Source organism: Herbaspirillum sp. GW821-FHT09A12, assembly GCF_059418325.1.
On record NZ_JBWKPR010000015.1, the window covers coordinates 1 to 14,196 of the forward strand.

Annotated in this window: 13 protein-coding genes; 2 read left to right on the top strand and 11 right to left on the bottom strand. The window is 62.6% G+C overall.

All coding sequences use genetic code 11. The features are described 5' to 3' along the window. Positions 1-541 precede the first annotated feature (541 nt). From AC07N6_RS21905 to araD1, 11 genes are all read right to left on the bottom strand, one after another. On the bottom strand, positions 542-1,096 hold the full coding sequence (locus AC07N6_RS21905) for an acyloxyacyl hydrolase (RefSeq protein WP_494783385.1): 555 nt from the start codon (positions 1,094-1,096) through the stop codon (positions 542-544). 202 nt (positions 1,097-1,298) lie between these two features. Continuing rightward, positions 1,299-2,804 carry a glycerol kinase GlpK gene (glpK, locus tag AC07N6_RS21910; RefSeq protein ID WP_494783389.1) on the bottom strand — a complete coding sequence of 502 codons (1,506 nt, stop codon included), beginning with the start codon at positions 2,802-2,804 and terminating at the stop codon, positions 1,299-1,301. A gap of 77 nt (positions 2,805-2,881) precedes the next feature. Then, positions 2,882-3,790, bottom strand: a complete 909-nt coding sequence (locus tag AC07N6_RS21915) for an SMP-30/gluconolactonase/LRE family protein (protein ID WP_494783384.1) — start codon at positions 3,788-3,790, stop codon at positions 2,882-2,884. 184 nt (positions 3,791-3,974) lie between these two features. Continuing rightward, the gene (locus AC07N6_RS21920; protein WP_494783383.1) at positions 3,975-4,739 is read right to left on the bottom strand and encodes an SDR family oxidoreductase; all 765 of its coding nucleotides are present in this window, start codon (positions 4,737-4,739) and stop codon (positions 3,975-3,977) included. A 10-nt stretch (positions 4,740-4,749) separates the two neighbouring features. After that, positions 4,750-5,925, bottom strand: coding sequence for a fumarylacetoacetate hydrolase family protein (locus AC07N6_RS21925; protein WP_494783382.1), 1,176 nt, complete (start codon positions 5,923-5,925; stop codon positions 4,750-4,752). A 196-nt stretch (positions 5,926-6,121) separates the two neighbouring features. Next, positions 6,122-7,657 carry a UxaA family hydrolase gene (locus AC07N6_RS21930; protein ID WP_494783381.1) on the bottom strand — a complete coding sequence of 512 codons (1,536 nt, stop codon included), beginning with the start codon at positions 7,655-7,657 and terminating at the stop codon, positions 6,122-6,124. Positions 7,658-7,723: 66 nt separating this feature from the next. Further along, positions 7,724-8,530 carry a transporter substrate-binding domain-containing protein gene (locus tag AC07N6_RS21935; protein WP_494783380.1) on the bottom strand — a complete coding sequence of 269 codons (807 nt, stop codon included), beginning with the start codon at positions 8,528-8,530 and terminating at the stop codon, positions 7,724-7,726. 62 nt (positions 8,531-8,592) lie between these two features. Next, positions 8,593-9,327, bottom strand: a complete 735-nt coding sequence (locus tag AC07N6_RS21940; protein WP_494783379.1) for an amino acid ABC transporter ATP-binding protein — start codon at positions 9,325-9,327, stop codon at positions 8,593-8,595. After that, positions 9,311-9,961 carry an amino acid ABC transporter permease gene (locus AC07N6_RS21945; protein ID WP_494783378.1) on the bottom strand — a complete coding sequence of 217 codons (651 nt, stop codon included), beginning with the start codon at positions 9,959-9,961 and terminating at the stop codon, positions 9,311-9,313. The genes AC07N6_RS21940 and AC07N6_RS21945 overlap by 17 nt, the downstream gene beginning before the upstream one ends. A 30-nt stretch (positions 9,962-9,991) precedes the next feature. Next, positions 9,992-10,675 carry an amino acid ABC transporter permease gene (locus AC07N6_RS21950; protein WP_141911333.1) on the bottom strand — a complete coding sequence of 228 codons (684 nt, stop codon included), beginning with the start codon at positions 10,673-10,675 and terminating at the stop codon, positions 9,992-9,994. A 265-nt stretch (positions 10,676-10,940) separates the two neighbouring features. Further along, a complete protein-coding gene (gene araD1 / locus AC07N6_RS21955) occupies positions 10,941-11,936 on the bottom strand; it encodes an AraD1 family protein (RefSeq protein ID WP_494783388.1) in 996 nt (331 codons plus the stop codon). 247 nt (positions 11,937-12,183) lie between these two features. On the opposite strand from araD1, the gene AC07N6_RS21960 reads away from it, so the two are divergent. Together AC07N6_RS21960 and AC07N6_RS21965 are read left to right on the top strand one after the other, a co-directional pair. After that, entirely contained in the window at positions 12,184-13,158 is a 975-nt protein-coding gene (locus AC07N6_RS21960) for a LysR family transcriptional regulator (protein WP_494783377.1), read from the top strand. Positions 13,159-13,409: 251 nt separating this feature from the next. Continuing rightward, entirely contained in the window at positions 13,410-14,171 is a 762-nt protein-coding gene (locus tag AC07N6_RS21965; RefSeq protein ID WP_494783376.1) for a DUF3047 domain-containing protein, read from the top strand. Positions 14,172-14,196 lie beyond the last annotated feature (25 nt).

A 14,196-nucleotide genomic window follows, 5' to 3' on the forward strand; every position in this document is an offset into this window, starting at 1 on the left:
GTGAAAGTAGGTCATCGTCAGGCTTGTTACTCCGCAATAGCCTCTCCATCTCTGATGGGGAGGCTTTTTGCTTTGCGCTTTGCACTTTGCGATTCGCGATTTGAGTTTTAGCGTTAAGAATTTGGATTCGACTGCCTCTGCAGGCGAACTTCATCACACGCTTCCCCCCCGCTCGCGCGCCAACTCCTGCAACACATCCCTGACAGATCCATTCGTATTCCGCATGTGCCGCATGCAGTGCGATAAAACCCTTTCAAATTACCCTGTAAGCATCCACTCGCAATTGTCTTGATGCCGCCAATAGGGCGCAACAGTCCTTCAGTTTGCGGAGACGGGCATTTGCAGAATAATTGACCCATCCCGGGATGAATGCGGCTTCTGTCTTTGCTCACACACAATCCGGTGCCGCCAACCGCCGCTGAAATCGTTCATAGATGAACTCGCGCACTTGCCGGCCAGAGTAGGTTGTGGATGTCATCAAAGCGCGCAAAAAAAGCCGGCAAAGCCGGCTTTTTAGCACTGCGAATTTTCGCTGCCGATCTTAGAACTTGTACGCCACACGCGCCACGGCGAAGTTCACGCCGCCGTTAGGTTGCTTGATGCCGCCGTTCGAGAAGTGCTGCAAGCGGATGCCCAGGTCCAGGCCGTTGGTGAACACATAGCCGGCGCCGATGTGGTCGCCGAACTGGAAGGCCGTCGACAGGACCTTGTCGTTGTTGCGATACAGCTTGGAGAACAGGTGGACGCCGATGCCGGCTTCGCCATAGAAGCCCTTGCCGTCATCGCGCTGGAAGCGGAGCACCGGGGTCAGGCCGAGATCGATCAGGTTGCCGCTGTCATTCGTGTTGTTATAGTGGTTCATGCGCCAGTTGGCCAGCGACAGATCCCAGTAGCCACCGATATGCGTGCCGTTCGACTGCCAGAAATTCCAGTTCGGGCCCCAGTTCCACTGGGCGCCGAGGCGAACCAGCTGGGTGTTGTTGCCGGTGCCGTATTCCAGCGACATGCCGTCGATGGCGTAGCTCGGTGCTTGGACAGCGATGGAGGCGATGCCGACGAATGCAAGTTTGGCGACCAGGCTCTTCAATTTAGTCATAGATATTCTTTCGACGCGTAAATAGTATTGATGGATGTCGGTGTCAGACGAAATCTGGTGCGGATACTGTATCCGCGATAACGCAGTATTTTCTCACAATCATCGGAAATGCATACTCGCGTGTCTGATTTTGGCCTCGTTCGCGTCTGGTCTTCAGCGGCACAAAGGAAAAAGAGCGGCGCCATCGGGCGGGCGCCGCGTTTCAGTCCTGTATCCATCCCCGCGAGCATCCCACCGCCTTATGCCAGCGCATCAGGAGTTCATCGCGCAAACCGGCCGCCATTGCCGGTTCAAACAGGCGCTCGACTTGCCACATGGCGGAAATCTCTTCCTGGGAATGCCAAAACCCGGTGGCCAGCCCGGCCAGGTAAGCGGCGCCCAGCGCGGTCGTTTCCGTGACTTGCGGACGCACCACCGGCACGCCCAGCATGTCCGCCTGGAATTGCATCAGCAAGTCATTGCGTGCGCCGCCGCCGTCTACTCGCAGTTCCTTGAGCGGGATGGCGGCATCCTTTTGCATTGCTTCCAATACATCGGCGGTCTGGTAAGCGATGCTTTCCAGCGCGGCGCGGGCCAGATGCGCCTTGGTCGAGCCGCGCGTGAGGCCGCTGATGCTGCCGCGCGCGTAAGGATCCCAATACGGCGTGCCGAGTCCGGTAAAGGCCGGCACGAAATACACGCCGCCATTGTCCGGCGCCTGTGCTGCCAGCGCCTCGACATCGGAGGATTTTTCGATCACGCCCAGGCCATCGCGCAGCCACTGCACCACCGCACCCGCGACAAAGACACTGCCCTCAAGCATGTACGAGGTCCGGGGCGGGGCGCCATCTTTTGCCGCCAGGGTCCAGCCGATGGTCGTGAGCAACTTGTTCTTCGACACGGCGGCTTGCGCGCCGGTCTGCATCAGCATGAAACAGCCGGTGCCGTAGGTATTCTTGACCATGCCTTCACGCAGGCAGGCCTGCCCGAACGTGGCGGCCTGCTGGTCGCCGGCGATGCCGGTAATCGGCAGGGCGCTCCCGAACCATTCGGCTTTGGCCTGCGCCGCGACGCCGCTGCTGGCCACCACGCGCGGCAACATGGAGCGCGGCACTTGCAGCACCGCCATGAGTTCATCGTCCCATTCGCAGCGGTGGATGTCGAACAGCAGGCTGCGCGAGGCATTGCTGCTGTCGGTAACATGTTCCCCGCTGAGCTTGTAGACCAGCCAGGAATCGACGGTGCCGAACGCCAGCTCGCCGCGCTCGGCGCGCGCGCGGGCATCCGGCACGTTCTCCAGGATCCAGTTCAGCTTGGTGCCGGCGAAATACGCGTCCAGCACCAGGCCGGTCTTGCGGGCGAACAGTTCTTCCTTGCCTTCGCCGCGCAGCCGGTCGCACAGGCCGGCGGTGCGGCGATCCTGCCACACGATGGCCGGGCAGACCGGTTCGCCGCTCTTGCGATCCCACACCACGGTGGTCTCGCGCTGGTTGGTGATGCCGATGGCGTCAATGTCGCCGGCTTTCACATGATTGTTCTTGAGCACGGCCTGGGCGACTTCAAGCTGCGAGCGCCAGATGTCGTTGGCGTCATGCTCTACCCATCCGGATTGCGGGTAATGCTGCGCAAACTCTTTTTGCTCGATGGCGGCGATGCGGCCCTGGCGGTCAAACAGAATGGCGCGCGAACTGGTGGTGCCCTGGTCGAGTGCGAGCAGGTAACGGCTCATGGGGCTCATGGGGCTCATGGGGCTCATGGCATAGTCTCCCGATGCTGGTCTTTTTGTCATCCGGCGTGCCGGGAAAATCAGGGCCGGTAACTGTATTCCAGGCGCCCCGGCACATCCACGCGCAGCGACAGCACGCATCCCGACAGCGGATATTGCTGCAATTCGCTATCGCTGCGGCCATTACGCCCGGTCGTGATGTACAGCGTGCGCAGGTCGGCGCCGCCGAAGGCCACCATGGTCGGGCAGCGTGCCGGCAAGCGGATCTCGCGCAGGATCTCGCCTTGCGGCGACAGCCGCAGCACGCGTCCGCCCTCGAACATGGCGCACCAGTAGGCGCCTTCGCTATCCACCGCGGCGCCGTCGGGGCGGCCGCCATAATCGGGCGAACTCTTGTCGGCATCGAACTGGCGCAGCAGGCGGCAGTTGCCGGCCGTGCCCGTGGCCAGGTCATAGTCGTAGACGTTGATGCGGTGCGCCGGCGTGTTCGAGTGGTACAGCAGGCGCTGGTCGGGGCTGAACGCCACGCCGTTGGAGGTAGTCACCGGATGGTGGGCATCGCGCAGGCCGTTGCGTTCGAAACAGTACAGTGTGCCGGCTTCGCGATCGCGCGGTTCGTAGATGGTGCCGCACCAGAAACGGCCGGCGGCATCGCAGCGGCCATCGTTGAAGCGGATGCGGGCGGTGTCGTAAGGCGCCGCCAGCAGCGGCGACAGCGCGCCGGTCTGCGTATTGAGGTGCGCCATGCCGGAACGCAGCGCCACCACCAGGCCCTCCTGGGCATGCTTGACGATGGCGCCGGGTTCTTGCGGCATCGGCCAGGATGTATGCTGCCGGCTTTCGATCTGCAGGCGATGCACCGCCTTGCCGGGAATGTCGATCCAGTACAGCGCCGCCTCTTCGGCATGCCACAACGGCGATTCGCCCAGCAGCATCGGTTGGTCAAAGGCAGCCGTGATCTGTTCGGATGGCGGGGATATGTCGGTCATGGGAAGGGAAAGGATGACGGAAAGACACATTATGCGCCGCAGCCGCCGATTCACAAACCTGTGCCGCAAGCTGCCTCAGCAATGAAAAACGGCATGTGTCGAAACACATGCCGTTTTCTTTTGGCAGGCATTCAGGCCGGGCAGGCCCGCTCCTGCGATGCCGATGCACAGATCGATGCCGCGATCAGTTCGACCAGCCGCCGTCGATCATGTGGATCGAGCCGGTGGTGAAGTTCGACTCGTCCGAGGCCAGGTACAGCGCCAGCGCGGCGACTTCCTCGGCCTTGCCGACGCGGCCCATCGGTTGGCGGGCGACGAAGGCCGCGCGCACCTCGGCTTCGCTCTTGCCGGTTTCCTTGGCCTGGGCGGAGATGCGCTGGTTCAGCGACGGCGATTCGATGGTGCCCGGGCAGATCGCGTTGCAGCGTACGCCCTGCGCCACGAAGTCAGCCGCGACCGACTTGGTCAGGCCGACCACCGCCGCCTTGGAGGCGCCGTAGGCGAAGCGATTGGCCACGCCCTTGACGCTGGAAGCGGCCGAGGCGATGTTGACGATCGAGCCGGCCTTCTTGGCCAGCATGCCCGGCAGCACCGCACGGATGGTGTGGAACATCGCCTTGGCGTTCAGGTTGAAGGAAAAGTCCCAGGCCTTGTCGTCGCATTCCAGGATGTTGCCGGCGGCGACGTAGCCCGCGCAGTTGAACAGCACGTCGATGGTGCCGATGTCGGCTACCAGTTGCTTGATGGCGGCGTCGTCGGTTACGTCCAGCAGGCGGGTTTCGACGCCGGCGATGCCGGCCAGTTCGTCGAGGTGAGGCTTGCTGATGTCGGTGGCGATCACGCGCGCGCCTTCCTTGGCGAACAATTCGGTCGAGGCGCGGCCGATGCCTTGTGCGGCGGCAGTGATCAGAACGGTCTTGCCGGCGAGGCGTCCAGTGGATGAGGCCATGTTGATTCCTTTAGATGAGTTGTCGTTTTGCCAGATTCTTGAGCAGCGCGGTCAGGCCGAAAGTCCAGGGCGCCGTCTTGTCGCTGAAATTCACGGTGTTGACCAGCGCGCCCAGCCTGGGCGTGGCGATCGTCACGATGTCGGCGACCTGGTGCGTGAAGCCCTGGCCCGGACCGAAACGGTCCTGGGTCGGCGCGAACATGGTGCCCAGGAACAGTACCAGACCATCCGGATACTGGTGGTTGGGCCCGATCGCATGTTCCACCAGTTGCAGCGGATCGCGGCTGATCATCGACATCGAGCTGCTGCCCTTGAGCGTGAAGCCTTCCGTACCGTCGACCCGCATTGTAAGTTCGGCGCGGCGCACGTCGTCAATTGAAAAGTTTGCGTCGAACAGACGAATAAAAGGCCCGACCGAGCAAGAGGCGTTGTTGTCCTTGGCCTTGCCCAGCAGCAGCGCGCTGCGGCCCTCGAAATCGCGCAGGTTGACGTCGTTGCCCAGCGTGGCGCCGACCACCTTGCCGCGGCTGTTGACGGCCAGCACGATTTCGGGCTCGGGGTTGTTCCAGGCCGATTTCGGATGGATGCCGACTTCATCGCCCAGGCCGACCGACGACAGCGGCTGGGCCTTGGTGAAGATCTCGGCGTCGGGGCCGATGCCCACTTCCAGGTATTGCGACCACACGCCCTGTTCCAGCAGCACCTCTTTCAGCTTGGCCGCTTCCGGCGAACCCGGCACCACGCTGGAGAGGTTGTCGCCGATCACGGCGGTGATCGCCTTGCGTACCGACTCCGCACGGCCGGCATCGCCGCGCGCCTGTTCCTCGATCACGCGTTCCAGCATGCTGGCCACGAAGGTCACGCCGCTGGCTTTGACCGCCTGCAGGTCGATCGGCGCCAGCAGCCAGGGCTTGGCCGTGTCGCGCTTGGCAATGTCGGCGTTATCCAGCAGTTCCTGCAGCGAAGCCAGGCGCGCCAGGCCGGTCGCGGCCTTCACCGCTGCGGCCGGATCGTCCAGTTCCAGCAACTGGCTGGAGGTGGCGGCAAGCTTGCTCAGGTCGTACACGCCATCGGCATCGACCTTGACCAGCACCGGGCCGACATCCGGCTGCCAGACGCGCCCGATCAGCGTCGCTTGCGCGTGGTCTTCAGGCAGGTGCGCCTGGATAGTGAATGCATGTGCCATATTCTTGACTCCTAGGTTATTGAGGCCGCATGAAGCTGGCCATACTTGGCTTGTTGGCGTCACCGCTGGCAAAACACCCTCATGCATGAAAGCCAGGGGATGCTTTGCCGGCGGCGCCGTATCTGACGGCGAACGCCGGAGGGCGCAAACAACACTGCCGTTGGCAGCGACGCCAACGGCAGCAGGGGGATGCAGCTCAGGTGTACACGCCGATATGCCAGGGGACGAACTCATCCTGTCCGTATCCGTGCAATTCGCTCTTGGTCTTCTTGCCGGATGCGGTATCGAGGATCATCTGGAAGAAGCGTGCGCCGATCTCCTGCGGCGTCGCGATGCCGTCCGCGATCTCGCCGCAATTGATATCCATGTCTTCTTCCTGGCGTTGCCACAGCGCCGTGTTGGTCGCCAGTTTCAGCGACGGCGACGGTGCGCAGCCATAGGCCGAACCGCGGCCGGTGGTGAAGCAGATCATGTTGGCGCCGCCGGCGACCTGGCCGGTGGCCGAGATCGGGTCGTAACCCGGCGTGTCCATGAACACAAAGCCCTTGGCGGTGACGGTCTCGGCGTACTTGTAGACATCCACCAGGTTGGTGGTGCCGCCCTTGGCCACCGCGCCCAGCGACTTTTCCAGGATGGTGGTCAGCCCGCCCGCCTTGTTGCCGGCCGAAGGATTGTTGTTCATCTCGGCATCGTTCTTGCGGCAGTATTCCTCCCACCAGTCGATGCGCGCCAGCAGCTTCTGGCCCACCTCCGACGACACCGCGCGGCGCGTCAGCAAGTGTTCGGCGCCATAGATTTCCGGCGTTTCCGACAGGATCGCGGTGCCGCCGTTTTGCACCAGCAAGTCGACCGCCGCACCCAGCGCCGGGTTGGCGGTGATGCCCGAGTAGCCGTCCGAGCCGCCGCATTGCAGGCCCAGCGTCAGGTGCTTGGCCGACACCGGTTCGCGCTTGATGTCATTGGCCTTGGGCAGCATCTTCTTGATCTTCTCGATACCCAGCGCCACCGTCTTGGCGGTGCCGCCGGTGCTCTGGATCGTGAAGGTATGGAAGTATTCGCCTTCCTTCAGGTCATGGCTTTCCATCAGGCCCGAGATCTGGTTGGTCTCGCAGCCCAGGCCCACCACCAGCACGGCGGCGAAGTTGGGATGCTTGGCGTAGCCGGCCAGGGTGCGGCGCAGGATCTGCAGCGGTTCGCCCAGCGAGTCCACCGCGCAGCCCAGGCCGTGGGTCAGCGCCACCACGCCGTCGACATTGGGGAAAGCGGCCAGCGCTTCCGGATGGATGTCGCGGCGGAAATGGTCGGCGATGGCGCGCGCGGCCGTGGCCGAGCAGTTCACCGAGGTCAGCACGCCGATGTAGTTGCGCGTGGCCACGCGACCGTCCGGGCGCACGATGCCCATGAAGGTCGCCGGCTGTGCGACGAAGTCGACCGGTTTGACGTCGGCGCCGAAATGGTGCTCGCGGGAGAATTCCGCCATCGCCAGATTGTGCGTGTGCACGTGCTGGCCTGGCTCGATGGCTTGGCTGGCGGTGCCGATGATCTGGCCATAGCGCTTGACCGGCTCGCCGGCCGCGATGGCGCGGGTCGCCATCTTGTGGCCGGCAGGGATCAGGCCGACGACCTTGAGGCCGCCTTCCTCTTCCAGCACGGTGCCGGAAATGAGCTGCCGGCGCGCAATGACGACATCATCGACCGGATTCAATCGAATGATGGGAGAAATAGGTTTCATGATGATCTCGGTGAGAGCGTTTCAAACAATCCGCGTCCGGCAGAATCGCCGGCGCGGATTTCAGGATTACTTCGCGGCGAACTGCGACAGGTCGGGCATCGGGCTGCCTACCCATTGCTGGTAGATGCCGGCCAGCTTGCCGTTCTTCAGGTTCACGCCGATCCAGTCGTTGAGCCACTTTTCCAGCGCCGGCTCGTTCTTGCGGATGCCGATGGCGTAAGGGATGTCCTTGATCACGAACTTGGTTTCGATGTTCTTGGACGGGTTCTGCTTGGATACGGCCGAGGCCAGCGAGTTGGGCGTGCAGAAAGCATCCACCTGGCCCGAGACGATGGCGGCGGTCACCGTGGCGTCGTCATCGAAGCGCACGATAGTCGCGCCCTTGGGAGCGATCGGGGTCAGCAGCGAATCCTGCATGTTGCCGCGCACCACGGCCACGCGCTTGCCGACCAGGTCATTCAGGCCCTTGATGTTCTCGCCCTTGGGCGCGGCCACCACGAACTGCGAGGCGCCGTACGGTTGCGAGAACGACACCACCTTCTGGCGTTCCGGCGTGATCGAGAACGATGCGATCACCATGTCGGCCTTGCCGGTCATCAGGAAGGGGATGCGGTTGGGGCCGGTGACCTGCACGATTTCCAGTTCCACGCCCAGGTCCTTGGCCAGGGCGCGCGCGGTCTCCACGTCCGAACCCTGCGGCTCCAGCTTGGCGCTGGTCATGCCGAACGGGGGCGCGCCCAGGTCGATGGCGATCAGCACTTTCTTGCGGGCCTTGATGTCGGCCAGCGCATCGGCGTGCGCGACCTGTGCGAAGCAGGCGATGCCCAGCACCACGGCGGCGGCTTTTTTGGTGAAGTTCAAAAGGTTTTTCATTGATGTCTCCTGAGATGAAAGGTACTGCTTGGGTACGTCGTCTTGATGATGCGACTGATGTGTTACAGATCGCTGGATACGAATTTCTGCAGCTCGGCGGTCTTGGGATTGGAAAACAGCTCATCCGGCGGACCCACTTCCCACACCTTGCCCTGGTGCATGAACACCAGCACGTCGGCCAGCTTGCGGGCGAAGGCCATTTCGTGCGTGACCAGCACCATGGTCATGCCCTGCTTGGCCAGGTCTTCCATGACCTTGAGCACTTCCGAGGTCAGTTCCGGATCCAGCGCCGAGGTCACTTCATCGAACAGCATCAGTTCCGGCGCCATCGCCAGCGAACGGGCGATCGCCACGCGTTGCTGCTGGCCGCCGGAGAGCTGCTCGGGATAGGCTTCCTTCTTGTTTTCCAGTCCGACCAGTTGCAATACGTTCTGCGCGATCTTCCTGGCTTCGTCGGAAGACATCTTCTTGATGGTGGTGAGCGCCAGCGTGATGTTGCGCTCCACCGTCAGGTGCGGGAACAGGTTGTAGCTCTGGAACACGATGCCGACCTGCTTGCGCAGTTCGCGCAGGTTGAGCTTGTCGGGATGGTGGATGTCGTGGCCGCAGACGTTGATGTCGCCGGCATCGACCTTCTCCAGGCCGTTGAGGCAGCGCAGCAGGGTGCTCTTGCCCGAGCCGCTGCGGCCGATAATGGCCACCATCTGGCCCTTCTGCACATCCAGCGAGACGCCGTTCAACACCTTGTTGGTGCCGAAGCTCTTGTGCAGGTCCTTGATCTTAACGATTGCTGACATTCAATTTCCTTTCGAAATGCTTGGAGAGCGCCGACAGCGGATAGCAGAGGCAGAAGTAGATCAGCGCCACACAACCGAACACGGTGAAGGGCTGGAAGGTCGAGTTGTTGATGATCTGGCCGGCGCGCGCGAGGTCGACGAAACCGATCACCGAGGCCAGCGAGGTGTTCTTCACGATCTGCACCATGAAGCCCACGGTCGGCGGGATGGCGATCTTCGTCGCCTGCGGCAGGATCACCTTGGTCAACTGCTCGAAGCGGTTGAAGCCCAGGCATTCCGACGCTTCCCACTGGGTCTTGGGCACCGCCTGGATGCAGCCGCGCCAGATTTCCCCGAGGAAGGCCGCGCAGTAGATCGCGAACGAAATGCCGGCCGCCACCAGCGGCGTGAGCTTGAAGCCGGCGATGGCCAGGCCGAAGTAGGCCACGAACAGGATCACCAGCAGCGGGATGCCCTGCACGATCTGGATGTACCAGCTGGCGATGGTGCGCAGCGCCTTGTTGGGCGAGACGCGCCACAGCGCGATCACGATGCCGGCGACGCCGCCGAACACGAAGGCCACCAGCGACAGCACCACGGTCCAGACGGCCGCCTGCAGCAGGTATTCAACGTGTAGAAAACTGAATGAGTTCACGTTGTCTCCTTGAAATAGTTCATAACACGCTCACAGGTTGGTGCCGAGCTTGCGCTTGCGGACGAACGCGACCTGGCTGATCAGCCAGAATGCCGCACGGAACAGGAAGGACAGCGCCAGGTAGGCCACCGCGATCACCACATACACTTCGAAGCTGCGGAAGGTTTCCGACTGCACCAGGTTGGCGGTGGCGGTCAGTTCTTCGGCGGAGATCTGCGAGGTGATGGACGATGCCAGCATCAGCAGGATGAACTGGCTGGTCAGCGACGGGTAGACGCGCTCCACCGCCGGCAGCAGCACCACATGCCAGTAGACATGCAGCTTGGACATGCCCAGGCATTCGGCCGCCTCGATCTGGCCGGGATGGATCGAGTTGATGCCGGCGCGCATGATCTCGGTGGTGTAGGCGCCGACGTTGAGCGTGAGTGCGATCACGGCGGCGGTTTCGGCGGTCAGCTTCCAGCCGATGCTGGCCAGGCCGAAGAACACCAGGAACACCTGCACCAGCAGCGGCGTATTGCGGATGATCTCCACGTAAGCCTTCACCAGGCCATGCAGCAGCGGGTTCTTGCTCCGGTAGGCGATCGCGCACAATGTGCCGACCACGAAGCCGAGCACGATGGACAGGGCGGAGAGCTGGATCGTCAGCCAGGCGCCGTACAGCAGGCGGTCCCAGTTGGCGAACACACTCATGAAATCAAATGTGTAATTCATTGATACTCCGGTGGAACGGGGCGGGTGGCAGGATTACGTATGGCGGCGGCAGATGTGCGCCGTTCCCGGCCGGGAGTGATGGGGTGTTGACATGAAGTGGTCTCCTTTCTTGTTACCTGAGGTCTGACGCCTGGCGTGCCGCCGGTTGCACAGAAGGATCCGGCTACCGGTGGGCGGGCTCTTGTCGGCCTGTGTGCCAGGGTGGCTTGTTACTGCTTGCTGCATGCGCCTTGCGGCGATCTTTCACCGACGGTTCCTGCAAGCCTTACAAGGCCTTGGCGCCGCCGATGCCGAATGTCGTTGCGGCCATTTCAATGCCATTGACCAGCGGCTCGCCGAAGTCGGGAATGCTGATCTCGAAGCTGTCGCCCATCTGCGTGCGCACGCCGGAGGCGAACGAGAGGTTGGCCGCGCCCATGTAATGCACATGCACGTCGCCGGCGCGCAGAAACTGGTTGTACTTGAAGTGGTGGTACTCCAGGTTCTCGATGTCGTGGCACATGTTGTCCTGGCCGGTCAGGAATTCCTGTTCCCAGATCACGCGGCCATTGCGGCGGATGCGGGTCATCCCGACCAGGTGCGCAGGCGGCATGCCCACCCGCAGTTCCGGCCCGAAGGAGCAATGGCGCAGTTTCGAATGCGCCTGGTACAGGTAATTCCTGCGCTCCATCACGTGATCGGAAAATTCATTGCCGATGGCAAATCCCAGGCGCCGCGGGCAGCCTTCGTCGTCGATCACGTACAGGCCGACCAGCTCGGGCTCCTCACCGGCATCCAGCGCAAAGTCGGGGCTGGGGAAGGGATGGCCGGGGGCGACCACGATGTCGCCGTCGCCCTTGTAAAACCACTCCGACTGCACGCCGACCCGGCCCTTGCCCGGGCGGCCGCCTTCCAGGCCCCATTCGAACATGCGCATGATGTCGGTCTTGGCCATGTCTTCGCCGTCGATCGTGCGGTGCATCTTGTCACGCGTGGAGGCGCTGCTCAGGTGCGTGACGCCGGCGCCGGAGACCAGGCAATGGGCCGGGTCTTCATGGTCCAGCGGCGCCAGGATGCGTCGCTCTTGCAGGATGGCGGCGTAGTCTTCCTGCCGGTTCCCATTGAGCAGCTGGGCCTGGCGTTCCAGGCCATTGCCGTTGCGCACGGCCAGCAACGCCAGCTCGCGCATGGTGGCGACCTGCGACAGCGCCTGGATAGTCGTCCCGTTGACGATACCGACACGGCGCGCACCTTCGCGATCCGAAAATTGAATCAGCCTCACCTTGTCTCCGATGGTCATTCTTGTTGCTTGAACAGCGCGATTCCCATGTCGTATCCCGTTACGCTGCAGTGCACGATAGGCGCCAGGGCAATCGGATGTCAGTGATTCGCACTTGGCGGGAATTTCTGCTCCGCCAGATCAATTTCGCAAAAGTCTCCTGCTTTTTTCACGCATCGCTTTGGCTGGACGATAGATGCGCTAGCATTGTGGTTTTTCGCAGCACCGAATATAAGAGGCTTACAAAACGATGTCTAATGAGCTTAATTCATCGGGTGATAACCAACTCAAGACGGCCGGGGGGGAATTGCCCTCGGTCGGTTCCATTGTCAGCCGCCTGCGTTTCCGGCAGGTCGCCTTGCTGACGGCGCTCGATGAGCAGGGCTCGCTGCACAAGGCGGCCGAAGTGATGCACATGACGCAGCCGGCTGCCACCAAGGCCTTGCATGAAATGGAAGATGCCCTGGGCGTCACCCTGTTCGACCGCTCGCCGCGCGGCATCGAGGCCACCGAACTGGGGCGCTGCGTGATCCGCTATGCGCGCCTGATCCAAAGCGACGTCGCCAACCTGCGCGACGAACTGCAGAACATGATCAGCGGCCGCGGCGGCCGCCTGTCCATCGGCACCATCATGGGCGCGGCGCCCTTCGTCACGCGCGCGCTGTCGCGCCTGCGCGAGATCCAGCCGGACGTTTCCATCGAAATCACCGAAGACACCAGCGCGCGCCAGTTGCTGTTGCTCGACCAGGGACGCATCGACCTGATGATCGGGCGCTCCTCGGTCAGTTCCCAGCCGAACCTGTACAACTATGAAATGCTGCGCGGCGAGCCCATGTGCATCGTCAGCGGCATCGATCATCCGCTGGCCACCGCGCACAAGGTGCGCTTGCAGGAGCTGTCGGACGCCTCCTGGATTTTGTATTCGAGCAATATGCCCATGCGCATCTGGATCGAGCACGAGTTCAAGCTGGATGGCCTGAAAGTCCCGGGCAATGTGATCGAGACGGCATCGCCCTTCGTCACGGTGACCTTGCTGGCGCAGTCCAGCATGGTGGCCGTCATGCCGCTGGACATCGCCCATTTCTTCGCCGCCAAGCAGATGCTGTGCATCTTGCCGGTCGGGCTGAAAACCCGGATCGAACATTACGGCATCGTCACGCGAAAAAATACGACCTTGTCTTCGTTATCGAAGATGTTCATCCAGATCTTGCGCCAGCAGAATTGAGGATGCTGTCGGGCCGGGCACGGCTTCGCGTATGATGTGGTGCGATTTCCCCCCTGCCTGTTCACCGCGCCCGCACGACGAGGGCCGTGGGTGTCACGCAGTTTCCGTTATTGCGGCCGACTAGGCCGGCTCTTCTGGTTGTTTCCATGACATTGCGTTGCTTGCGGTTCTGGCTTTCCCCGGCTGTTGGGCGGCTTCTTCCAGGCTTGCGCCCTTTTCCCCGTTTTCGCCATCCGTGGCGGATCGCGGCATTGACCATCGCCGCACTGGCGCTGGCAGGCTGCGCCGGGCAAAAGCAGGCGCCGTTGTCGCCTGAGGCGGCGGCCAAGCAGGCGCGGCTGGACCGGGCCCTGGCGCTGTTCTCCGCCAATGCGCCGGGAGGACTGCCGGCGGAATGGGAGCCGCTGGCGTTGGCGCGCAGGAAGAAGAGTACCGACTACCAGTTGGTCGAAGATGCCGGCCGCACGGTGCTGCGCGCCTATGCCGACAAGGCATCGTCCGGACTGCGCCACCAGGTCAATATCGACATCGACAAGAAACCCTGGCTGTCATGGAACTGGAAGACCGCGGCCCTGATCCCCAGCGCCGACAATACCCAGCGCGAGACCGAGGATTCGCCGGTGCGCATCGTGCTGGCGTTCGATGGCGACCACGACAAGCTGTCGCTGATGGACACCATCCTGTTCGACACGGCCAAGCTGCTGACCGGCCATGAGCTGCCCTATGCCACGCTGATGTACATCTGGGAAAACAAGGCGCCCGTGGGCAGCGTGATCGCCAATACCCGTACCGGGCGCATCCAGATGCTGGTGGTCGAAAGCGGCACGGTCAATGTCGGGCAATGGGTGGAATACAAGCGCAATGTGGCGGAGGACTACGAGAAGGCGTTCGGCGAAAAGCCGGGACGGCTGATTGGCGTGGGCGTGCTCACCGATACCGATAACACCGGGCAAAAGGTGGAAGCCTGGTATGGCGACATCAGGCTGATGCGCGAGGTTGACGCCGGCTCGTGAGCAGGCTCCAGGCAAACCAGGCCTG

What these genes read in the sequence shown, in the direction of transcription:
- AC07N6_RS21930 (WP_494783381.1), bottom strand. Translation starts at nt 7,657, where the DNA reads ATGAAACCTATTTCTCCCATCATTCGATTGAATCCGGTCGATGATGTC.
- glpK (WP_494783389.1), bottom strand. Translation starts at nt 2,804, where the DNA reads ATGAGCCGTTACCTGCTCGCACTCGACCAGGGCACCACCAGTTCGCGC.
- AC07N6_RS21905 (WP_494783385.1), bottom strand. Translation starts at nt 1,096, where the DNA reads ATGACTAAATTGAAGAGCCTGGTCGCCAAACTTGCATTCGTCGGCATC.
- AC07N6_RS21920 (WP_494783383.1), bottom strand. Translation starts at nt 4,739, where the DNA reads ATGGCCTCATCCACTGGACGCCTCGCCGGCAAGACCGTTCTGATCACT.
- AC07N6_RS21925 (WP_494783382.1), bottom strand. Translation starts at nt 5,925, where the DNA reads ATGGCACATGCATTCACTATCCAGGCGCACCTGCCTGAAGACCACGCG.
- AC07N6_RS21915 (WP_494783384.1), bottom strand. Translation starts at nt 3,790, where the DNA reads ATGACCGACATATCCCCGCCATCCGAACAGATCACGGCTGCCTTTGAC.
- AC07N6_RS21950 (WP_141911333.1), bottom strand. Translation starts at nt 10,675, where the DNA reads ATGAATTACACATTTGATTTCATGAGTGTGTTCGCCAACTGGGACCGC.
- AC07N6_RS21960 (WP_494783377.1), top strand. Translation starts at nt 12,184, where the DNA reads ATGTCTAATGAGCTTAATTCATCGGGTGATAACCAACTCAAGACGGCC.
- AC07N6_RS21940 (WP_494783379.1), bottom strand. Translation starts at nt 9,327, where the DNA reads ATGTCAGCAATCGTTAAGATCAAGGACCTGCACAAGAGCTTCGGCACC.
- AC07N6_RS21935 (WP_494783380.1), bottom strand. Translation starts at nt 8,530, where the DNA reads ATGAAAAACCTTTTGAACTTCACCAAAAAAGCCGCCGCCGTGGTGCTG.